General features: G+C 34.2%; 22 protein-coding genes and 1 riboswitch. Of the genes, 10 read left to right on the top strand and 12 right to left on the bottom strand.

The window, feature by feature from the left end; all coding sequences use genetic code 11:
• Positions 1-15: 15 nt before the first annotated feature.
• A complete protein-coding gene (locus NKR20_RS14895) occupies positions 16-1026 on the bottom strand; it encodes a TDT family transporter (protein WP_253427257.1) in 1011 nt (336 codons plus the stop codon).
• A 293-nt stretch (positions 1027-1319) separates the two neighbouring features.
• Between NKR20_RS14895 and NKR20_RS14900 the strand changes: the two genes are divergently transcribed.
• Entirely contained in the window at positions 1320-2543 is a 1224-nt protein-coding gene (locus NKR20_RS14900) for a saccharopine dehydrogenase family protein (protein ID WP_253427260.1), read from the top strand.
• Positions 2544-3683, top strand: a complete 1140-nt coding sequence (gene nspC, locus NKR20_RS14905; protein ID WP_253427262.1) for a carboxynorspermidine decarboxylase — start codon at positions 2544-2546, stop codon at positions 3681-3683. It abuts the gene before it with no gap.
• A gap of 87 nt (positions 3684-3770) precedes the next feature.
• On the opposite strand, the gene NKR20_RS14910 is transcribed toward nspC, so the two are convergent.
• Positions 3771-4946: an MFS transporter gene (locus NKR20_RS14910; protein ID WP_253427264.1), complete on the bottom strand. Its 1176-nt coding sequence runs from the start codon at positions 4944-4946 to the stop codon at positions 3771-3773.
• A 375-nt stretch (positions 4947-5321) separates the two neighbouring features.
• Here NKR20_RS14910 and NKR20_RS14915 point away from each other — a divergent pair, with 375 nt between their 5' ends.
• The 3 genes from NKR20_RS14915 to NKR20_RS14925 all read left to right on the top strand — a co-directional run bounded on the left by NKR20_RS14915 (position 5322) and on the right by NKR20_RS14925 (position 9754).
• Positions 5322-5519: an SE1561 family protein gene (locus tag NKR20_RS14915; RefSeq protein WP_121213245.1), complete on the top strand. Its 198-nt coding sequence runs from the start codon at positions 5322-5324 to the stop codon at positions 5517-5519.
• Positions 5520-5694: 175 nt separating this feature from the next.
• Positions 5695-7245, top strand: coding sequence for a fumarate hydratase (locus tag NKR20_RS14920; protein WP_121213244.1), 1551 nt, complete (start codon positions 5695-5697; stop codon positions 7243-7245).
• Positions 7246-7855: 610 nt separating this feature from the next.
• Positions 7856-9754 (top strand): heavy metal translocating P-type ATPase, encoded by a 1899-nt coding sequence (locus tag NKR20_RS14925; protein ID WP_253427266.1) that lies wholly within the window; start codon positions 7856-7858, stop codon positions 9752-9754.
• Between the two features lie 19 nt (positions 9755-9773).
• Here NKR20_RS14925 and NKR20_RS14930 read toward each other — a convergent pair whose 3' ends face one another.
• Together NKR20_RS14930 and NKR20_RS14935 are read right to left on the bottom strand one after the other, a co-directional pair.
• Positions 9774-10730 carry a YihY/virulence factor BrkB family protein gene (locus NKR20_RS14930; RefSeq protein WP_245987440.1) on the bottom strand — a complete coding sequence of 319 codons (957 nt, stop codon included), beginning with the start codon at positions 10728-10730 and terminating at the stop codon, positions 9774-9776.
• 15 nt (positions 10731-10745) lie between these two features.
• Positions 10746-11075: a YtxH domain-containing protein gene (locus NKR20_RS14935; RefSeq protein WP_121213242.1), complete on the bottom strand. Its 330-nt coding sequence runs from the start codon at positions 11073-11075 to the stop codon at positions 10746-10748.
• 184 nt (positions 11076-11259) lie between these two features.
• Here NKR20_RS14935 and NKR20_RS14940 point away from each other — a divergent pair, with 184 nt between their 5' ends.
• Complete coding sequence (locus NKR20_RS14940) at positions 11260-11481, top strand: DUF1128 domain-containing protein (protein WP_121213241.1); 222 nt, start codon at positions 11260-11262, stop codon at positions 11479-11481.
• A gap of 147 nt (positions 11482-11628) precedes the next feature.
• Here NKR20_RS14940 and NKR20_RS14945 read toward each other — a convergent pair whose 3' ends face one another.
• The 4 genes from NKR20_RS14945 to motA form a co-directional block, all read right to left on the bottom strand.
• Positions 11629-12543, bottom strand: coding sequence for a pseudouridine-5'-phosphate glycosidase (locus NKR20_RS14945; protein WP_121213240.1), 915 nt, complete (start codon positions 12541-12543; stop codon positions 11629-11631).
• Positions 12543-13631, bottom strand: coding sequence for a carbohydrate kinase (locus NKR20_RS14950; RefSeq protein WP_121213239.1), 1089 nt, complete (start codon positions 13629-13631; stop codon positions 12543-12545). Before NKR20_RS14950 ends, NKR20_RS14945 begins: the two co-directional genes overlap by 1 nt.
• A 99-nt stretch (positions 13632-13730) precedes the next feature.
• Positions 13731-14486 (bottom strand): flagellar motor protein MotB, encoded by a 756-nt coding sequence (gene motB / locus NKR20_RS14955; protein WP_253427268.1) that lies wholly within the window; start codon positions 14484-14486, stop codon positions 13731-13733.
• Positions 14470-15273 (bottom strand): flagellar motor stator protein MotA, encoded by an 804-nt coding sequence (gene motA, locus NKR20_RS14960; RefSeq protein WP_121213237.1) that lies wholly within the window; start codon positions 15271-15273, stop codon positions 14470-14472. Before motA ends, motB begins: the two co-directional genes overlap by 17 nt.
• Before the next feature lie 306 nt (positions 15274-15579).
• Between motA and NKR20_RS14965 the strand changes: the two genes are divergently transcribed.
• Both NKR20_RS14965 and NKR20_RS14970 read left to right on the top strand, forming a co-directional pair.
• A complete protein-coding gene (locus NKR20_RS14965; RefSeq protein ID WP_170148372.1) occupies positions 15580-15720 on the top strand; it encodes a hypothetical protein in 141 nt (46 codons plus the stop codon).
• Between the two features lie 102 nt (positions 15721-15822).
• A complete protein-coding gene (locus NKR20_RS14970; RefSeq protein WP_121213236.1) occupies positions 15823-16413 on the top strand; it encodes a beta-class carbonic anhydrase in 591 nt (196 codons plus the stop codon).
• A gap of 42 nt (positions 16414-16455) precedes the next feature.
• Here the strand turns inward: NKR20_RS14970 and NKR20_RS14975 are convergent, their stop codons facing one another.
• Together NKR20_RS14975 and NKR20_RS14980 are read right to left on the bottom strand one after the other, a co-directional pair.
• A complete protein-coding gene (locus tag NKR20_RS14975) occupies positions 16456-17055 on the bottom strand; it encodes a GNAT family N-acetyltransferase (RefSeq protein WP_211330856.1) in 600 nt (199 codons plus the stop codon).
• A 95-nt stretch (positions 17056-17150) separates the two neighbouring features.
• Entirely contained in the window at positions 17151-17903 is a 753-nt protein-coding gene (locus NKR20_RS14980; RefSeq protein ID WP_121213235.1) for a polyphosphate kinase 2 family protein, read from the bottom strand.
• Positions 17904-18013: 110 nt separating this feature from the next.
• Between NKR20_RS14980 and NKR20_RS14985 the strand changes: the two genes are divergently transcribed.
• Complete coding sequence (locus NKR20_RS14985) at positions 18014-18739, top strand: hypothetical protein (protein ID WP_253427269.1); 726 nt, start codon at positions 18014-18016, stop codon at positions 18737-18739.
• Between the two features lie 29 nt (positions 18740-18768).
• On the opposite strand, the gene map is transcribed toward NKR20_RS14985, so the two are convergent.
• Together map and thiT are read right to left on the bottom strand one after the other, a co-directional pair.
• Positions 18769-19521, bottom strand: coding sequence for a type I methionyl aminopeptidase (gene map / locus NKR20_RS14990; RefSeq protein WP_121213233.1), 753 nt, complete (start codon positions 19519-19521; stop codon positions 18769-18771).
• A gap of 274 nt (positions 19522-19795) precedes the next feature.
• Positions 19796-20356 carry an energy-coupled thiamine transporter ThiT gene (thiT, locus tag NKR20_RS14995; RefSeq protein ID WP_121213232.1) on the bottom strand — a complete coding sequence of 187 codons (561 nt, stop codon included), beginning with the start codon at positions 20354-20356 and terminating at the stop codon, positions 19796-19798.
• Between the two features lie 139 nt (positions 20357-20495).
• Positions 20496-20603: riboswitch (TPP riboswitch) on the bottom strand.
• A gap of 133 nt (positions 20604-20736) precedes the next feature.
• Here thiT and NKR20_RS15000 point away from each other — a divergent pair.
• Positions 20737-21063: a magnetosome magnetite crystal formation protein family gene (locus NKR20_RS15000; protein ID WP_121213231.1), complete on the top strand. Its 327-nt coding sequence runs from the start codon at positions 20737-20739 to the stop codon at positions 21061-21063.
• Positions 21064-21067 lie beyond the last annotated feature (4 nt).

A 21067-nucleotide genomic window follows, 5' to 3' on the forward strand; every position in this document is an offset into this window, starting at 1 on the left:
AGATGATCTCTGTTTTTATTTTTGGATCCTAAAACTATTTATCAATAGTAATAGTTCAATTATTAATAACGCAAATACAACCCATCCTAGACAAATCATAAAACTTTGCTGAAATGAAAGGGGGTGTACTTCAGAAAAACGATTCACTAAATTAAAAGTAAAATAATACAGCATCCCAAAGGTAAAGTTTCGTGCCCATTGCGTTATATGATACGTTAATATCCCTTGTTTTAAGCCATACTCTTTTATTCTTTTGATACCTCTAATAATTTCTATTGTCTCCACAACGATAAACAAACTAAACGCCAAGTACCAAACAATCATTAACGTTTGAATTGGAAATATACCAGATTGAGTCATTGCTAAACCTGTAATGGAAAGTGCACCGTGTATAATGCAATCGGTATTTTTCCACTTGTGTATTGAATAGTTCGAGTTAAACCGAATAAATAGTAATCCTAGAGAAAATAGATAGAGGGCACTACCAATACAAATGATAAAAACAATAATAGAACTATTTATATTTTGGTAATAATTCAGTAAAAGCAAAGCAATGGATTGTGTACTAACTGTTGAAAGTAAAATTACCCCATGCACTTCTTTAGTTGCTTGTTTTTTAATAATCTTTTTAAATTGAAACGTACAAAATATAATAAAAATTCCCCAACTTAATACATTCATCCATATTAAGAAAGGCACAACGAAATACAATCCAGGCATATGCTTTATCATTAATATGCAAGTAACCGATGTCCCGGCAATCCATGTACCCGCAGCAAAACTTTTAATAGGGGAATGAACAAGATTGCTACGATATTCTTTGTTTAACAAAGACTTAAGAAATTGTCCAAGTAACACTAGCCAAATTGGAACTAGCATAATAATCAAATACTGCCCCACATTGTTTTCTATTAAAGGAAACTGGTGAAGTGCACCTAATAAAAAAATCCCCACTGCCATAATAATAGACCCAGCAGCAACATCAATTGTTCTACGTGATAGTATATTCATTTGTCTTTTCATCAACATTAGATCTCCCACAAAGTTGTGTCTCTTTCCTCTCTATTTTAATAAGGTTTGTCCTTTAAATATTTCATGAATGATAAATATTTTTAATCTTTCTGTGAACTCTATATAATGATAATTTGTGATAGAAATTAAACACTTAAATAATTTCTATTTTTAACAAAAATTTTGTCGAAAATGGATTGATACCGGAAATATATTTCTGTATAATCTGTTTTATTGTTTACAATACAAATGCCTGCGGGGACTAGGAATCCCGTTGATTCAGGCTAATTCTAGGGGGTTATAAAGAATTGGGTAAAGCATTGATTATTGGAGCTGGCGGAGTAGCTAGCGTTGTCGTACACAAATGTGTGCAAAACTCGGAAGTATTCGAAGAAATTATGATCGCAAGTCGAACAAAATCAAAATGTGATGCTTTAAAAGAAAAATTAGACGGCGGTAAAACAATTATTCACACTGCACAAGTAGATGCGGATAATGTCGAAGAACTTGTTGAATTAATCAATGGTTTTAAACCAGATGTGGTAATTAACGTTGCTTTACCATATCAAGACTTAACTATTATGGACGCATGTTTAGAGACAGGTGTGCACTATGTAGATACAGCAAACTACGAGCCACCTGAAACTGCTAAATTTGAATATAAATGGCAATGGGCTTATAAAGAAAAATTTGAAAAAGCTGGTCTTACAGCTCTTTTAGGTAGTGGATTTGACCCAGGTGTAACAGGTGTATTCTCTGCTTACGCGTTAAAACATCATTTTGATGAAATTCACTACATCGATATTTTAGATGCGAACGCTGGTGACCACGGTTATCCATTCGCTACAAACTTCAACCCAGAAATCAACATTCGCGAAATTACTGCAAATGGTCGTTACTGGAAAGAAGGCGAGTGGGTTGAAACTGAACCACTAGAATTCAAAGAAGTATACAACTTCCCAGAAATCGGACCTAAAGATATGTATCTTCTATATCATGAAGAATTAGAATCTTTAGCGAAAAACATTAAAGGTATTAAACAAATTCGCTTCTGGATGACATTCTCTGAAAAGTACTTAACTCATTTACGTGTACTTGAAAACGTTGGCATGACATCAATTGAACCAATCGAATTTGAAGGCCAAATGATTCAACCACTTCAATTCTTAAAAGCTGTTTTACCAGATCCAGCATCACTTGGACCACGCACAAAAGGTAAAACAAATATCGGATGTATTTTCCGTGGAATTAAAGATGGTAAAGAAAAAACTTACTATGTTTATAACGTATGTGACCATGAAGAGTGTTACCGCGAAGTTGGTTCACAAGCAATTTCATATACAACAGGTGTACCAGCAATGATTGGTGCAATGCTTGTTATGAACGGCGAGTGGCAAAAACCAGGTGTATGGAATGTAGAAGAATTCGATCCAGATCCATTCATGGAAGCATTAAATAAATGGGGTCTTCCATGGCAAGAAAGCTTAAATCCTGAACTTGTTGACCTTGAACTAGAAAAAGAGGCAAAGTAAATGAAGACAATTGATTGGAATCAAGCGCCGTCACCTAGCTATGTGGTGGACGAGCGTTTGCTAAAGCGCAACTTAGAAATACTGAAGTCTGTTCAAGACCGTACTGGCTGCGATATTTTATTAGCACTTAAAGGTTTCTCGATGTTTTCGACTTTCCCAATGGTGCGTCAATATTTAAAAGGGATTACATCAAGTTCTTTATTTGAAGCTCGCCTCGGGTATGAAGAGTTTGGTAAAGAAGTTCATGCATATGCACCAGCCTATGCAGAAAATGAAATTGATGAATATTTAAAATATGTCGATCATATCGTTTTCAATTCTTTTGACCAGTTAAATAAGTATAAAGAAAAAGTACAAAGTTTAGATAAGCACGTTTCCATTGGTTTACGTGTAAATCCAGGATATTCTGAAGTTGAAACTGAACTATATGATCCATGTGCACTAAATTCACGCTTAGGAATTCCATTTGAATCGTTCCGTCCTGATGAATTAGACGGTGTAGAAGGAATTCATTTCCATGCGATGTGTGAACAAAATTCAGATGTGTTAGAACGCATCATCCCTCATTTTGAGGAGAAATACGGTCCTTATTTACATCAAATGAAATGGGTAAACTTTGGTGGAGGTCACCATATTACTCGTCCTGATTATGATGTGGACAAACTTGTGAATATCATTAACTACATTAAAGAGAAATATGATGTTCATGTTATTTTAGAACCTGGTGAAGCAATTGCTTTAAATACTGGATACTTAGTTACTACAGTTCTTGATGTTGTGAAAAACGGTATGGAAATTGCAATCTTAGATACTTCTGCAACATGTCATATGCCAGACGTATTAGAAATGCCATACCGTCCACAAATCATCGGAGCAAGTACGCCAAACGATAAAGCATACACATATCGCCTAGGTGGTATGACATGTCTAGCTGGTGATGTTATTGGGGATTATTCCTTTGATCAACCATTAAAAGCTGGCGACAAAGTAGTTTTCACTGACATGGCTCACTATACAATGGTAAAAAACCACATGTTCAATGGTGTGAACTTACCAAGTATTTGTCTATTCAATGAAGAAGAAGGCGTAAAAGTCGTTCGTCAATTCGGATACGAAGACTACCGGGATAGATTGTCTTAATTATGTACCCGGTACACAAACAATTCTGACAATTTAATACAATTTAAAAGCTTTGCATGAAAATTTCGTGCAAAGCTTTTTTTATTTCTATTCAGCTTCTAATCTCTTATTTCCAAATAAAAAAATAATAAAGTAAATAATAAATAGCATGATTGAAATAAACAGTAAGAAACTCACTGTCTCAACTAATTGTAAATACAATCCGCCGATAAATGGACCGAATAAACTTCCTAAACTAAAGAATATTCCGCATAGCAAATTACCAGTTGGAAGTAATTCTTTTGGAGTTAAATCAGCCATGTATGTAATTCCCAAGGAAAATAATGATCCAAGGAACATACCCGAAACTAAAAATGTACCCAAAACAAAAATTTCAGAATGCTCAAGTTGACTTCCAATAGCAAACATTATTGCCCCAACCAACATGCCAATTAAGATTACTTTCCGTCTACCAATCTTGTCACCTAACATACCTATTGGAATTTGAGTTAGAATTGCCCCGATTGAAAAGGAGGCTAAAATGATTGATACCATTGATACATCAATTTCTTTACGAAGTGCATACACAGGAAATAGTGCATTTAATGATGTCTCTAAGATGCCGTATACAAAAGGAGGTAAAAATGCCACCCATGCATACTTAAAAGATAGTTTATATCTAACTAGACTATTTGTTTCTTTACCATCACCCTTTAATACTTCTGGTTTTTCATTTCGAACGAAAAATACAAATAACCAAGCAAACAAGCAAAGTGCGGAAGACACGATAAATGGTAAACTTTGAGACACTTTCACCATTGGTACCATTAACGGCCCTACTGCGAATCCAACCCCAAATGCTAATCCATAAATCGCCATACTCTTTCCTATATTGCCTTGCTTAGCAGAACTAGTTATCCATGTTTGCGTTGAATAATGCAGGCAGTGATCTCCTACACCAATTAACAAACGTAGAATAAACCAAAACATAACGTTTTGCCAAAGGGGAAACATTAATAATGCTAGAAACACCACTGCACCACCAGCAATTATGATTGGCTTATACCCAAATTTCCTTAAAGGCTGTTCGATAAACGGCGAAATTAATAAAGTCCCTATGTATAATCCTGTTGCATTTAAACCATTTAAAGTTGATGAAACTCCATCTGTCTCAAAAATTACGGAGATTAGAGGCAATAACATCCCCTGTGAAAATCCTGATATCGTCACAATTAGGACTAATATCCAAAATCTACGTTGCTCATATTTATCTGCTGTGACCATTTTATCCTCCAGCTCACCAATAATTCCGTATTATATTAACATAATGCAATAAAAATAGCTTTAAAAATTACAACAAAAAACCCTAGTGCATCACAGATTTACACTAGGGTCTTCACATTTCAATTAACTCCATTTTCAGTTGAATAAACATTGCTTCGGCACGTAGATAGCCGAAAAATTGTTTAAACTCCCTCCTTTTCCTATTGAAGTGAGCATATCCTTTTCGACCATCTCCTTTGCTTATTTGATACTATCAATTTATCATATTTTAAGAAGATTGTAAATATTCAGAAATAAAATATTTTATTTTTAATTAATTAATTTGAACATTGGCTATAATTTAGTTATGATGTTCATGATGAAAGAGGTGGATTCATGTCGAACTCAATTACAGATAAAAATAAACAAGTAAACTACTTAAAAGAACGTCTTCAAATTTTCGTTGAAGTTCTTGATGCAATTGATCCAGAAACAGCAGATCTTGAAGACATCGACAGATTAATAAAAATTATTGATGATGTTGAAGAGAAGATGGACCAATTCAACAATCGAAATGAGTTTACAAAAGAATAAAAATTAGAAAATCCATCTGAGAAACTACTTGAGATGGATTTTTTAAGCAATCTTATCTATTAAAATTGTAAAATCACAACATTACAAATTTCTATCACTCTTTTTTTCGCTAAAGTAAAAGAGTATAATAAAAAAGGTTAGAGAAATTTTAAGATTTTCTGGGAGGAAAATATTAATGTCACAAGTTGCAACTTCTTACTTACAAACTTTAGAGAAAAGCCTATATGATTTAATCAGTGAAACATCAACAAATTTACCAACTGATGTTCGTCGTGCAATTAAAAAAGCAAAAGAAGCTGAAAATGCTGGTACTCGTGCTGCAATGAGTTTAGACACAATTTCGAATAATATCGTAATGGCTGAAGACAATGTTTCACCAATCTGTCAAGATACAGGTTTACCAACATTTAAAGTAAAAACTCCAGTAGGCGTAAATCAATTAGAAATTAAAGCTGCAATCAAAAATGCGATTGTACAAGCTTCTAAAGATGCTAAATTACGTCCAAACGCGGTAGATTCTTTAACAGGTAAAAACAGTGGAGACAACACAGGTGAAGGCTTCCCTGTTATTAAATTTGAGCAATGGGAAAACGATTACATTGAAGTAAAATTAATTCTTAAAGGTGGCGGTTGTGAAAACAAAAACATCCAATACAGCTTACCTTGTGAATTAGAAGGTCTTGGCCGTGCTGGTCGTGACTTAGATGGTATCCGTAAATGTATCCTTCACTCTGTATGGCAAGCTCAAGGTCAAGGATGTTCAGCTGGTTTCATCGGAGTAGGTATCGGTGGAGACCGTTCTTCTGGGTATGATCTTGCTAAAGAACAATTATTCCGTCATGTTGATGATGTAAATCCGAATGAAGATTTAGCAAAACTTGAAGCATACATTGTAGAAAAAGCAAACACATTCGGTGTTGGAACAATGGGCTTCGGTGGTGAAGCAACTTTACTAGGTTGTAAAATTGGCGTAGGTCACCGTTTACCAGCTTCATTCTTCGTTTCTGTAGCATACAACTGTTGGGCATACCGTCGTATGGCAATCGATATCGACGCTGCTACTGGCGAAATTAAAAAATGGCACTACCAAGAAGGCGAAAGAGTAACTTTCCGCGATGAGCCAAAAGAAGAAACAAAATCAGAAAATAAAGTAGTAGAATTAAGAGCACCTATTACAGAAGAACAAATTCGTGCATTAAAAGTGGGTGACGTTGTAAAAATCAGCGGCCGTATGTACACTGGTCGTGACGCAATTCACCACCACTTAATGAGCCACGATGCTCCAGTTGATTTAAATGGACAAGTAATTTACCACTGTGGTCCAGTAATGGCGAAAGACGAAAACGATAACTGGACAGTTAAAGCTGCAGGACCAACTACATCTATTCGTGAGGAGCCATACCAAGGCGATATCATGAAAAAATTCGGTATCCGCGCTGTAATCGGTAAAGGTGGTATGGGTCCAAAAACTCTTGCTGCACTTAAAGAACACGGTGGCGTTTACTTAAATGCAATCGGTGGAGCTGCACAATACTATGCAGATTGTATCAAATCTGTAGATGGTGTAGACCTAATGGAATTCGGTATCCCAGAAGCTATGTGGCACTTAACTGTTGAAGGCTTCACTGCAGTAGTAACTATGGACTCTCATGGTAACTCATTACATGCAGATGTTGAAAAATCTTCATTAGAAAAATTATCTCAGTACGCTGAGAGAGTATTCTAATTAAAGAGATCAATTTTATTCTTAATAGCATTCAAATTAAGTTGAGTTTATTTTATCTCTGCTGCACGAAAGGCTCTGCCTGGAGTGATAACGCTGAGCGCGTATTCTAATAAGTAAAATAACTTTACTTAGAACAATAAATTTTATCTCAGCTGCGCGAAAGGCTCTGCCGACAGCGATAACGCTGAGAGAGTATTCTAATTTAAAAGAGATCAAATTTATTCTTAATAGCATTCAAATTAAGTTGAGTTCATTTTATCTCTGCTGCACGAAAGGCTTTGCCTGGAGTGATAACGCTGAGCGCGTATTCTAATAAGTAAAATAACTTTACTTAGAACAATAAATTTTATCTCAGCTGCGCGAAAGGCTTTGCCAAAGCGAAAACAATGAGTTTATAACCTTTTAAACCCGTAAGAATTTAAAATTCTTACGGGTTTTTTATTTTTTGATAACCATATAGTTTTTATTCATTTACAATAACAGTCTCCTATATTATAATAATTTTAATTTAATAAATGTTATATTATATTTATAAAGCAAATGAAAATCGTTATCACAACTGGATTATATGTATTATGATAGTGATATTCATTATCATAAGGAGGTTATTATGAATAGTTCTAATCGAGAAAATATTAATTTAATTGAGAAATCTAATGAACATAAAGAACTGATTGCCGCCCTTGTTTCTGGGATAATCATCTTACTAGCATGGCGATTGGAATCAACCGGTTTAAATACCGCTGCTGTACTTGCATATATCACAGCGTTTTTCATTGGTGGTTATGCAAAAGCGAAAGAAGGTATTGAAGATACAATTGAAAACAAAAACTTAAACGTTGAGTTATTAATGATATTAGCTGCAATCGGTTCTGCAATTATCGGCTACTGGACTGAAGGCGCAATTTTAATTTTTATCTTTGCTCTTAGTGGTGCTCTTGAAACTTATGCAATGAATAAAAATAAGCATGAAATTTCAAGTTTAATGAATTTACAACCTGAAGAAGCATGGCTTGTTCGTGGTGGTTTCGAACCGATGAAAGTGCCTGTATCTTCACTTACGGTTGGCGATCACCTATTAATTAAACCAGGTGAACGTATCCCTGCAGATGGTCAAATCTTTAAAGGAACTTCTTCTATTGATGAGTCTGCAATTAGTGGTGAATCAATGCCTGTAACAAAACAAATTGGCGATGATGTTTATGCGGGTACTGTTAATTTAAATGGAACACTCACAATAAAAATGACTAAACCAAATTCTGAAACAATGTTCCAAAAAATTATTACACTTATTCAATCTGCACAAAGCGAAAAATCACCTGCTCAACAATTTATTGAGAAGTTTGAAGGTACTTATGTAAAAATTGTTTTAGTTACTGTTATATTAATGTTATTTTTACCACATTACTTACTCGGATGGGATTGGACGACAACCTTCTATAGAGCAATGGTATTACTAGTAGTTGCTTCTCCCTGCGCACTTGTTGCTTCCATTATGCCGGCAACATTAGCTGCAATTTCAAATGGTGCACGAAACGGTGTGCTATTTAAAGGTGGTATCCATTTAGAACATTTAGCAGTATTAAAATTACTTGCTGTAGATAAAACAGGAACATTAACTTTCGGTACTCCTGTTGTTACAGATGTCATTGTAAGAGAAGATTTAAACTTAAAGGATACAGTGGAAATACTTGCTTCCATTGAATCTCAATCAAATCACCCATTAGCTCAAGCTATTACGAAATATGCAAAAGAACTGAATGTGCAACCTATACAAGGTATTGAAATTGAAGATGTTCCAGGGTGGGGATTAAAAGCAAATGTAAACAACCAGTCATATAAAGTAGGAAAACCTGATTTCGTTGGACGTGAAGATGCATTAGCATTTGCGAATAACGCTGTGGATAAACTTGCGGATGAAGGTAAAACAGTTATTTTCATGAGAGATGATCAAGGAATTGCATTACTTGTTGCAATGAAAGACACAGTTCGTGATGAAGCAAAACAAGCTGTAAAATCATTACAAGACTTAGGTATTCATGTGGCAATGCTTACTGGTGATAATGAAAAAACTGCAAAAGTCATTGCAAAAGAATCAGGTGTTAATGAATACATTGCAGAATGTTTACCTGAAACAAAAGTTAACCATATCAAACATTACTTAAAAGACTATCAATATGTTGGTATGGTTGGAGACGGTATTAACGATGCCCCTGCCCTTGCTACAGCGACTGTTGGTATCGCAATGGGCGGAGGAACAGATGTAGCTCTCGAAACTGCGGACGTTGTATTAATGAAAAATAATTTAGCTAAAATTGCATATACTGTTCGTTTATCTCGGAAAATGCAACGAATCGTTAAACAAAATGTTATTTTTTCCATTTCAGTTATTGCATTACTTATTGCTTCAAACTTCCTACAAATTGTCGACTTGCCTTTTGGTGTAATCGGACATGAAGGAAGTACGATTTTAGTAATTTTAAACGGTCTTCGTATGTTAAAATCCTAACAAAAAAAGCTTTCGCTAATTAACGATTAGCGAAGGCTTTTTTACTTTTCTTCAACTTCATTAATTTCCTCTTTTGCATTGAAGCATTTAATAACCCACCAAAAATTAATATCATTCCAGTAAAATAGAGCCAAAGCATGAGTATAATAACCCCAGCAATACTTCCATAAGTGGAAGTGAAATTTCCAAAGTTATTGACGTAATAAGAGAATGCATAAATTAATATGACCCATGAAATCGTTGAAAACAATGTTCCAGGAATTACACTGATAAAATGCAATCTTGGATCTGTATTAGGAATGACCCAATACATTAATGAAAGTACACAAAAAATTAGCGTTGGAGGAAGAAACCATCTTACATACCTCCAAAATTGAGCAAAATTTTCCTCTAGCCCTAAATAACTAAACAATGATAACCCTATATGATGGCCAAAAATTGGGATAGTTAATGCCAGTAAGATTACTATAACCAATGAAATTGTAAAAATTAACGACCAAGCTCGATTAATAATACCTGCTCTTGGTTTTGTATCGTAGGTATGATTTAATGTTTTGATTAACGCATTTACCCCTCGCGAAGCTGACCATACTGTTCCGACTAGTCCAATCCCAAGCAATCCTCCACCATTATGCGTTGTAAGGATTTCCACTAATGTACCTTGCGTTAATAAGAATACTTCAGTAGGTACAATCGTTTGAATAAAGTCAAATACATGTTCTTCATCCAAATTTAAATAAGGTAATAAAGTAACAGTAAAAATTAATAAAGGAAAAAAAGATAATAAAAAGAAGTAGGCTAATTGAGCTCCCATTCCAGATATATCAACTACTCTCATTCGCACAATTAAATCTTGTATAAACCCTTTAGTTGTCGTTACATCAATTTTGGACATATCCGGATCAATAAAAGTATTTACCTTTGATAGTACATCGTTTTGAGAGATGTTTTTCTGTTCGCGCAAAACGATACCCACTTCCCTTCCTCACTATTAATTTAGTGGTTCATCTTTTGAAAAAGCCTGTTTTGTATCATTCACAATACTTTGGATTGAGTTTGGAATTTCCTTTACTTCTTCCATCTTGTTCACAATAAGATTTACGTTTTCAGATGCCTTTTCATACAGTTCTTGAATTTCATCAACCTTTTCTTCAACTAAATGTTGTAGCTGTTCCCGATTCTTCGCATAATAAACAACAGAATCTTTTAGTTTTTTTGTGGTTTCTATTGTATGTTCTCTCGTTTTGCGATCAAACATACTTATTAATGCGCCAGTTAAAGCACCAATTACGACTGATTTTAATAATTTACTTTCACTCATCTATTTCTCCCCCTATATTTCTGGATAAAATTTCATCTCACTATCATTCTATAGAAAATTTCCTCCTTTTTAAAGTAGCGATACATTTTGGAGTTGACATAGGGTACTGGTAGTGAAATGATTAACATAGTTTATTTTTAATACGTATTTTTCTGAACATAAGAGTTTGAAAGGTGGACATAGAGTGGATTTAACAAAACCAACCCAAGAGAATGTAGTTTATATGATTGATCAAATTAAAGAAAAACTTCGCATGGTAAATGTGGATGCAATGAAGTCTGAACATTTTTCTGAAGATAGTTATGAAGATTTAGTGTACTTATACGAAATGGTGATGAAACGTGACACTTTTAGTCCAAGTGAAATGCAAGCAATCGTTTCTGAGCTAGGTGCTTTGCGTAAATAATTCTCCATAATAAGGTTTTATGGGCGGTTTAAACCTGTTTATGAGCGAATTTCTTGAATTTATGAGCGGTTTGACCAAGTTTATGAGCGGTTCCCATTTATACAAAATAAACACCCCCATTGAGCGTTATCAATGGGGGTGAAATAATTATTTATTATTATTTAATGCAATTGCAATTTCTGCACCAATTCTAGCATTATTTTTAACAAGAGCGATGTTTGCTTCTAATGATTTTCCTTCTGTTAATTCTTTAACTTTTCCAAGCATGAATGGCGTTACATCTTTTCCTTTAATACCATTTTGTTCTGCTTCTTTTAATGCTTCCTCAATGATACCGTTAATAAAGCTTGGATCCATTGCATCTTCTTCTGGAATCGGGTTCGCAATAACTGCACCACCACGTAGACCTAAATCCCATTTTGCACGCATCATATCAGCAACTTCTTGAGGAGAGTCAACGCGAATGTTTAAACCGAACTCACTTTCTCTCGTATAGAAAGCAGGTAATACATCAGTACCATAACCAACTACTGGTACACCTTTCGTTTCTAAATATTCTAATGTTAATCCAAGGTCTAAAATTGATTTCGCACCAGCACAAACTACTGCTACATTAGTATTAGCAAGTTCTTCTAAGTCTGCTGAAATATCCATTGTATGTTCAGCTCCACGGTGAACACCACCAATACCACCTGTTACAAATAGTTCGATTCCAGCTAGTTCTGCCGCAATCATTGTAGCCGCTACAGTTGTCGCTCCTAATTTTTTCGATGCTAGAAGGTAACCAAAGTCACGGCGAGATGTTTTAGCAACATTTTGAGCATTTCCGAACATTTCTAACTCTTCATCAGAAAGGCCAATTTTAATTTTTCCATCGATTAATGCAATTGTTGCAGGTACAGCACCTTTACTACGGATAATATCTTCTACCTCTCTTGCTGTTTGCACATTTTGCGGATATGGCATTCCGTGTGAAATAATAGTTGATTCTAAAGCTACGATTGGTAGTCCTTTTTCCTTCGCTTCTAGTACTTCTTTTGAATATGATAAGTATTTTTCCATTATAAATTCCTCCATTTTTCTAATTCATTAATTGATAAGTTTTCTCTAACTGTTTTATCAATTTCTAACGTTTTCGCAGAATTATAAAGTCCAAATTGTACTGCATCAAAGAAATCTTCCCCATGCAGCACACCATGTACTACCGCACTAACAAATGCGTCACCGGCACCAGTTACATCTTCAATATGAGTTACCTCATAAGCCGGGAAGCGTTTAATTTCTTTTTTATTTCCCGCAATGACTCCTTGACTACCTAAAGTGATTACTACATTTTCTGCACCTTGCTCGAGTAATCCTTTAATCGCTTTTTCATAGTCCAATTCATTTATTATCTCAGTGTTTAGGTACATTTCCGCTTCATCACGATTACAAATGAAATATGAAACTCCCTTTAAATCATTCGGCATATTTTTCATTTTCGGTGAAGAAACCGGAACGATGATAAATGGTGTATTTCTTTTTGATACTACATCTTGTAAATATATTAACGTTTCTTTTGGGCAATTTAGATCGACAATGATACATTTCGCGTTAATGATTGCCGCTTCATTTTTCATTAACAAATTTGGGAGTAAGTAATCATAAATCCCCATGTCTGCCATTGCAAGTACTAGTTCTCCATTAGAATCTAATACTGCACTATATGAACCAGTCTTTCGATCAGGTAACGTTTCGGATAAATCAAAATTAATAAACCCATTGCTAACTTGTTGTATCATATTGGCATCTTGGTCTTGTCCAAAAGTTGTAATTAGTTTTACTGTGTTACCTAGCCTACCTAAGTTTTCTGCAATATTGCGGGCAACACCGCCTACACTTTCTGTTAAGTAAGCTGGATTGGAAGTACCATATTGAACTGTCCCATCAATGTGGAATTTACGATCAACATTAGCACCACCGATTGCAATGATATCTTTTTCTTCAGGTAATACATAAGCTCTACCAATAATTTCACCTTTTTTAATAAGGCCAGAAATAATATTTGCCAAGGTTGGCCTCGACATATTTAATTGGAGTGCCATTTCGTTTTGCGATAGATATGGGTTTTTCTTAATCGTTTGAAGGACTAGCTGTTCTTTTTCATTCATCAATAATCACCTCCAACAAACATTTGTTTAAAGTATAAACTTTTGTTTGTTAAAAGTCAAAAAAAATGAGTGATTTTAGTTTCACTCATTCTTTCTTGTTTATTCTTTTGTTGTTACTTCATCTACTAGTTGCTGAATTAATACTTCAACACGACGATTTTTTGCTCGTCCTTCAGCTGTTTCATTCGAAGCGATTGGATAATATTCTCCGTAACCTTTTGCACTAAAATATTTAGGATCTAGTTCAGGGTTACTCGAAACTAATAACTCAAGTATATTTACTGCACGCATAACAGATAGTTCCCAGTTTGAAGCGAATTCGCCTCCGTTTTGTGGAACATTATCTGTATGTCCTGTTACAACAATATGCCGCGCTGGATCCATTTTTAGTAAAGAGGCTAATTCATCAGCAATCGGTGTATATTCTGATTTAACATCTGCTTTACCTGGGTCAAATAAAATAGTGTCACGGATAGTGATTAATAATCCTTCATCTGTCATCGATGTTTCAAAAGTATCTTCTAATTCATTCACAGCAATAAAATTATCAACTTTGTCTTGAATATCCTTAAGCTCTCTTTGATCTTGAATATACGCTTTTTCTGCTTCAGATAATCCCGGTGTTGACGATGTTGGATTTTCCAACATTGAAGTTTGATCCATAAAACCTGAACCACCATCAAATATTTCATTAAAAACAGCAGACATTTTTGCTAATTTTTCTTGATCAATTGAACTAGAGGCAAATAGCACGATAAAAAGAGCAAGTAAAAGTGTCATTAAATCAGAATAGGGTAATAACCAAGACTCATCAATATGTACATCTTGCTTTTTCTTTTTAGCTTTCTTTGCCAAGACCACCCGCCCCGCTTTCATTAAATATTTGACGGCGTTCTTCCATAGTTAAATATGAGGCTAATTTTTGCTCAATAACGCGTGGGGCTTCCCCTTCTAATACTGATAAAATACCTTCAATCATTAAATTTTTCTGTTTTACTTCTTCTGCAGACTTACGTTTTAATTTGTTTGCAAACGGATGCCAAAGAACATACCCAGTAAAAATACCAAGTAATGTAGCAACAAAGGCAGCCGTAATCGCATGACCTAGTGCGTTAATATCGTTCATATCTCTTAAAGCTGCCATAAGACCGACAACCGCACCTAATACCCCAAGTGTTGGCGCATATGTACCAGCTTGTGAAAAGATCTGAGAACCAACATTGTGACGAGCTTCCATTGCTTCAACTTCTTCTGTTAATACATCACGTATGTAATCTGCGTTTTGTCCATCAATTGCTAAAGTTAATCCATTTTTTAAGAATGGGTCTTCAACTTCTGCGGCTTTACTTTCAAGGGCTAATAATCCTTCACGACGAGCTAAATCTGCCCAAGTAGAAAACATTTTTATAATTTCTATGTCACTCGTAAGCTTTCTTTCTGTAAAAATAATTTTAAATAGACTTGGCACCCTTTTTAATTCTTTCATAGGGAAACCAATTGTTACTGAAGCGATAGTACCTAGAATAATAATTAAAAATGCTGCAGGGTTTATTAAAACTGACATATCGGCACCCTTAATAAACATTCCTAAGAATACTGCGATAATTCCGAATATGACCCCGACAATTGTAGATATATCCATATATGTACCTCCAAATTTTCTCCTACTCTTATTTTCGACAATCTACTATATTATTTAATACTTTAACGCGTATTCGACAAAATAAATTACTGTTTCTTTCCAAAAATAACATTATGATTATATTGAATCAAATATAGAGTTACATATATAATATGAACTGTAGGGAATATTATTTGAAAGTATCATAAAATATATTCCTACTTTATATTGTCAATATTATTTATCAATTAGTCTACAATAAAAAAAATAGATATAGTATAATGGGTGTTAATGACACTTGTTTAATTTCGAAAGGAGTCTATACAGATGGGATTATTTTTAACTACAGTAATTGGCTTTTTATCACTTTTATGCCTGAGTGTGTATATGTTCATTAACTATTTACGCATGGGATTAGATTCACATTCTTCTGTTGTAATCGATCCAAAACCAACTCAAAAATTATAGAATAAAAATAAAAAATATCGACAAACTCAATTTGAGTCTTGTCGATATTTTTTGTATATAATATTATTTACTCTATAGAGAAAAAAAGGGGTAGTGAGAATAATGACATCTTCATTAGACGAAATATTAAGTTTTAACGAATCCTTCGTAAAATTTAAACAATATGAGCCATACATAACATCTAAGTTTCCAGATAAAAAAATTGTTATATTAACTTGTATGGATGCTCGATTAGTTGAGTTATTACCAAAAGCGATGAATATGCGTAATGGGGATGTAAAAATAGTAAAAAGTGCTGGTGCTCAAGTCAGTCACCCATTTGGGGCCATCATGCGTAGTTTACTTGTGGCAGTATATGAATTACAGGCAGATGAAATTTATGTTATTGGGCATCATGATTGTGGTATGAGTGCAATAGACCCTGAGAAAATGATTGAACATATGATTGAACGTGGTGTAAACGAAGATATCATCAATATTGTTAAATACTCAGGCGTTGATTTAATAGATTGGTTACACGGGTTCGGGGATGTTTCTACAAGTGTATTAAAAAGTGTCGAAATTATTCGAAAACATCCACTTATGCCAAAGTCAACACCAGTTCACGGTTTAGTAATGGACCCAAGCACTGGTAAACTTGATTTACTTACTGATGGAAATGCATTTTTATCGTCACAAAATACTGAAGAATAAGAAAAAACAGACCGGTCTCTTATTAAAAGAGCCCGGTTATTTTTATAAATATCTACAATCTTCACGTAACAATGAATAAAGAAAATGATCTTCCCAAGAACCATTAATGTATAGAAGTTCTCTTAATAATCCTTCTCGAACAAAGTCTGCATTTTCTAGTACTTTGATAGAGCCATAATTTTTAGGTGATACATAGGCTTCAATACGGTGCAGCTTTACTACATTAAATCCAAATTTAACGACTTCATTTACTGCTTCTGTTGCAATTCCTTTTCTTGTATATCTTTCATCCACAGAATAACCAATAAATGCACTATTGTATGGTAGTCTTTTTATCGCATATAGAGAAATATGACCAATTAGTTTATTGCTTCCTTTTGGGTAAATGCCAAAAGAGTATTCTCTATTTGCCCGCAACAAATGCATACTTTCTAAAATCTTTTTGAACTGTGCTTCCTCTGTATAAAATTCATCTTCATGCATCGGCTCATGTGTTGCCCAAAAAATCCGATTATTTCGCATTAGTTCTGCTAAGCTACGTGCATCAGATTCCACAAAAGTTCTTAATAACAAACGCTCCCCCTCTAGCCTTACCACTCGATCACCCTTTTTATGTAATAGATTCAAAAGTCTTTTTACCATAATAGCCCTGTGCCCTTCTAATTATTTTATAACTAGATACATTTCACTCAATTTCCCCATTGTTTACAAATTCTAGATTTTTATTCAAGTCCCTTTTATATTTCATTACCTGTATCAGAGATAGTTAAACCTCTTCTTTTCGCTTCTTTTTTAATTTGTTTAATTGTTTCTTTTAATACTTGTATGCGTGCATAATGCTTATTATTTCCAGAAACTAAAAACCATGGCGCATTTTTAGTATCCGTCATGTTAAACATGTCGTTTGCGCATTCAATATAATCATCAAACTTCTCACGATTACGCCAATCCTCATCCGTGAGTTTCCACATTTTATAAGGATTTGTCTCACGTTCTTTAAAACGATTCAGCTGCTCTTGTTCATCTACATGAATCCAAAATTTAATAATAATAAAATCATCATCCGTTAATGTTTTTTCGAAAGAATTAATCTCATCATATGCTCTCATCCATTCATCATCTGTAGCAAAACCTTCAATTCTCTCTACTAGTACACGGCCATACCAAGAACGATCAAAGATTGCTACTTGTCCACGTTGAGGCAACTTACGCCAAAAGCGGTGTAAATAATGGTATCTTTTTTCGTGGTATTGTGGTGCAGAAATTGGGTGCACAACTAATCCTCTTGGATCGAGTCTTTGGGTTAAACGCTTGATTGCCCCACCTTTACCTGCTGCATCCATTCCTTCAAATACAAGAATGAGTCCAATTTTGTTATTATATAAGAACTGCTGTATATTCAACATTTCAAATTGGAGTTTCTTTAACTTCTTTTTATATTCCTTTTTCTCGAGTGTAACATTCAAATCAATTTGTTCAATTTTTTTCATTGGTATCACTCCTATCCGTTTCTTTTATTTTACAAAAATTTGTATGTTATTGGTATTTGTTGTTGAAAACATTTTATATGTATATAATTTTATAGAAAGGAGAGGAATATATGACTCGGTTATTCATCATCTTGTTTTCCCTAACAATTACCATGTATTTTACCCTCCAAGCATATTTGCTTAACTTTAATGGGAAATCAACAATTGACATCATAAATCGTTTACCACTTTTATTTGCACCAGCAAATTACGTCTACTATTTATGGCTTATTGTGTTCATATTTCTTTTCCTATGGGCTAACAAATATTGGTCATTACGTAATACTGAAAAATCGATAACAAATCTTCAAACTATTTTTATTTCATGTATTATGCTGCTGCAGATCATTAACCTTATCTGCTGGCACTATGAATACTTTTTGCAATCATTAATTTTATTTTTCATTCAATTATTACTTATGTTTGCACTTTATTTAACGTATCCTTTAAAAAATGAAATGTTACGTATTCGAATACCAGTTGCAATCTATTTTGGTTGGTCTACTTACTTATTTATTCTACAGTTTTGCTACATATTGGTATATTATGGTTGGGAAGGCTTTGGTTTAAGTAATGCACTTTGGGCTGTTATTGTGATGACAGTTGGCACTGCAATTGCACTTCATTTATGTTACCATTATTACGATATTATTTTCCCTATTATCTTTATTTGGTGTTATATTGGTATTGTAATTGCAAACGGCTTTGATGAATTGTTAGTATCAACCGCAGCCCTTTTCCTAAGTGGTGTAATGATTGCTGGAATATTCTTTATGAAAAAAAATCCTGCACGCTAAGTTTAAAAAAGCGTACAGGATTTTTTAAGTTAGTCTTCTATTTGCGTAAGGATAATTGGTTTGTTTTTCGTTACAACGATTGTATGTTCAATTTGAGCGACTAATGATTTGTCTGGCGTAATAAATGTCCAACCATCGCCTGATTCAACAATATGCTCTGCCTTTTCAGAAATGAATGGCTCTACAGCTAAAACCATACCATCTTTTAAAATTGTAGAATCCCATGCATCGTAATAGTTGAGTACGTGATCTGGTTTTTCATGTAAAGATCGACCTACACCATGTCCAGTTAAGTTCATGATTACCGTTAAGCCATGATCTCTTGCTTCACGTTCCACGGCTTTACCAATTTGATTTAGTTTTGATCCTGCTTTAACTTTTGTCATGGCACGATCAAAGGCTGATTTAGCCACAGCACAAAGTTTTTCCTTTGCTTCATAGCCATCTCCTACAACAAAAGAAATACCCGTATCAGCAAAATAACCATCTAAAGAACCTGAAACATCAATGTTCACAAGATCCCCTTCTTCAATTACACGACTACCAGGAATTCCATGAGCCACTTCATGATTTACACTGATGCAAGTATATCCCGGAAAATCATATTCGCCTTTTGGACCAGAAATCGCACCCTTTTCAGCAAACATACGACCTGCAATTTCATCTAGCTCTTTCGTTGTTACACCTGGTTTTGTAGCTGCTTTCATCGCATCACGAATTTCAGCACAAATGCGACCAATTTTTTTTAACGCTTCTAATTCTTCACTTGTATTAACTATCATCGATAACGATCCTTCCCTATATCATTTCATTTATACTATATCATATTCGTAAGCTTATGTTGGTCCATTCCGTTTTACAAAGTGTATTTTGTGGATAAGTTAGTGAGATGAGGATTTGGAAAAGAAACTATACGATACTGATGGAATTTTACGTTTATGATTTATTTTTTCTTCGATTTGTCCTGCAACTCCCACCTAAAAATTATTTTAGTCTTAATGTGCTCAAAAAAAGTCGATTTGCATCAACAAAATGCAAATCGACTTATAGAAAATTTTATACTGCTGTTTTTAATAATCTTGGAGCTGATGAGAATATAAATGAGCCGACAATCGCAGTTAAAATAATAGCTGGAATCATATAAGAACCATTATAGATTAGTGTGTAAACCCAAACATTTTGATCACCTGCGTACTCTGCAAAGAATATCGCACCAGCAAGAGCATGGGCAGCGTAACGTAATAAACCACCGATTACAATACCCAGAACAATATATAAACTAATTTTCTTCTTATTAAGGTTATTCGCCGCTTCAACAATTTGATGACGGAATAATCCTGCTAAACCAACTACAGTAAATGCAACTACATAATCTAGTAATGCCTGTGCCCAGTGAAGAATATATGCTCCTAAAGCCATTTGTAATACACCAATTAAAAGCCCTGTGACTAGTCCGGCAGAAAGCCCCCAACGAACAGCAATAACTAAAATAGGTAGCATTACAAAGCTAATAGAACCACCTTGAGCCCAAAGTGAAAAAGAAATTTTATCTAACACTAATCCAACTGCTGCAAAGATAGCAATTTCCACAAGCATTAGTAATTTTGATTTGTTCATAACAAGTCTCCTCTCCTTATTCCGATGTAGAACATTTGAGAAGGAATAGAAATCGTTATGTAGTTTCTCCCTATGCTTATAGTTCATACTAAAAGCATAAAAAAATGACATCAGGACAGATCCTGACGCCATGTATGGGTTCGGTTTCTATCCACATCCCTACGCAAGTGCTAACTTACAGGTTCAAAGAGTTAGTGCAATACGTGCACAATCTCAGCTGACTTCATCAGCTCCCCTTGTGGTAATACATCTTCTTTAATTGTTTGAACAATCTCATTTTATCAGAAACTCTTTATTTTTCAACTAGAATTTAGTTTTTTTGAAACTAAACTGAATAAAATTCCGTATATGTATTATATTGGAAGTAAGGAGAGAATTTAATGGATAATAATAAAATCATTTCTGCACTTTGCTATGTTAGTTTATTGTTTGCACCTTTCTTACTGCCTTTAATCGTTTATCTTGTAATAAATAACAATGAAGTAAAATATCATGCGAAACGTGCATTTATTTCGCATTTGATTCCTGTTGTTATCGGAATGCTACTCGGCATATTTGGGATATTCGGGATTTTTAGCGTTACTAGTACTGAAATAATGAATGGATTCGTTATTAGTTTATTTATTTTTATGGCAATTTATTTCCTTATAACAATCATTTTATTAATTTGGAATTTGATTCAGGCTGTTCGAGTTTTAAAAGCTTAAAAAC

The organism is Ureibacillus endophyticus (genome assembly GCF_024159215.1).
GTDB lineage: Bacteria > Bacillota > Bacilli > Bacillales_A > Planococcaceae > Ureibacillus > Ureibacillus endophyticus.

Bases quoted from the DNA above. Each gene is read 5' to 3' on its own strand.
- thiT (WP_121213232.1), bottom strand. From the start codon at position 20,356: ATGAACAAATCAAAATTACTAATGCTTGTGGAAATTGCTATCTTTGCA.
- NKR20_RS14980 (WP_121213235.1), bottom strand. From the start codon at position 17,903: ATGAAAAAAATTGAACAAATTGATTTGAATGTTACACTCGAGAAAAAG.
- NKR20_RS14945 (WP_121213240.1), bottom strand. From the start codon at position 12,543: ATGGAAAAATACTTATCATATTCAAAAGAAGTACTAGAAGCGAAGGAA.
- nspC (WP_253427262.1), top strand. From the start codon at position 2,544: ATGAAGACAATTGATTGGAATCAAGCGCCGTCACCTAGCTATGTGGTG.
- map (WP_121213233.1), bottom strand. From the start codon at position 19,521: ATGATAGTTAATACAAGTGAAGAATTAGAAGCGTTAAAAAAAATTGGT.
- NKR20_RS14910 (WP_253427264.1), bottom strand. From the start codon at position 4,946: ATGGTCACAGCAGATAAATATGAGCAACGTAGATTTTGGATATTAGTC.
- NKR20_RS15000 (WP_121213231.1), top strand. From the start codon at position 20,737: ATGGATAATAATAAAATCATTTCTGCACTTTGCTATGTTAGTTTATTG.
- NKR20_RS14925 (WP_253427266.1), top strand. From the start codon at position 7,856: ATGAATAGTTCTAATCGAGAAAATATTAATTTAATTGAGAAATCTAAT.
- NKR20_RS14915 (WP_121213245.1), top strand. From the start codon at position 5,322: ATGTCGAACTCAATTACAGATAAAAATAAACAAGTAAACTACTTAAAA.
- NKR20_RS14985 (WP_253427269.1), top strand. From the start codon at position 18,014: ATGACTCGGTTATTCATCATCTTGTTTTCCCTAACAATTACCATGTAT.
- motA (WP_121213237.1), bottom strand. From the start codon at position 15,273: ATGGATATATCTACAATTGTCGGGGTCATATTCGGAATTATCGCAGTA.
- NKR20_RS14950 (WP_121213239.1), bottom strand. From the start codon at position 13,631: ATGAATGAAAAAGAACAGCTAGTCCTTCAAACGATTAAGAAAAACCCA.
- NKR20_RS14935 (WP_121213242.1), bottom strand. From the start codon at position 11,075: ATGAGTGAAAGTAAATTATTAAAATCAGTCGTAATTGGTGCTTTAACT.
- NKR20_RS14970 (WP_121213236.1), top strand. From the start codon at position 15,823: ATGACATCTTCATTAGACGAAATATTAAGTTTTAACGAATCCTTCGTA.
- NKR20_RS14975 (WP_211330856.1), bottom strand. From the start codon at position 17,055: ATGGTAAAAAGACTTTTGAATCTATTACATAAAAAGGGTGATCGAGTG.
- NKR20_RS14920 (WP_121213244.1), top strand. From the start codon at position 5,695: ATGTCACAAGTTGCAACTTCTTACTTACAAACTTTAGAGAAAAGCCTA.
- NKR20_RS14965 (WP_170148372.1), top strand. From the start codon at position 15,580: ATGGGATTATTTTTAACTACAGTAATTGGCTTTTTATCACTTTTATGC.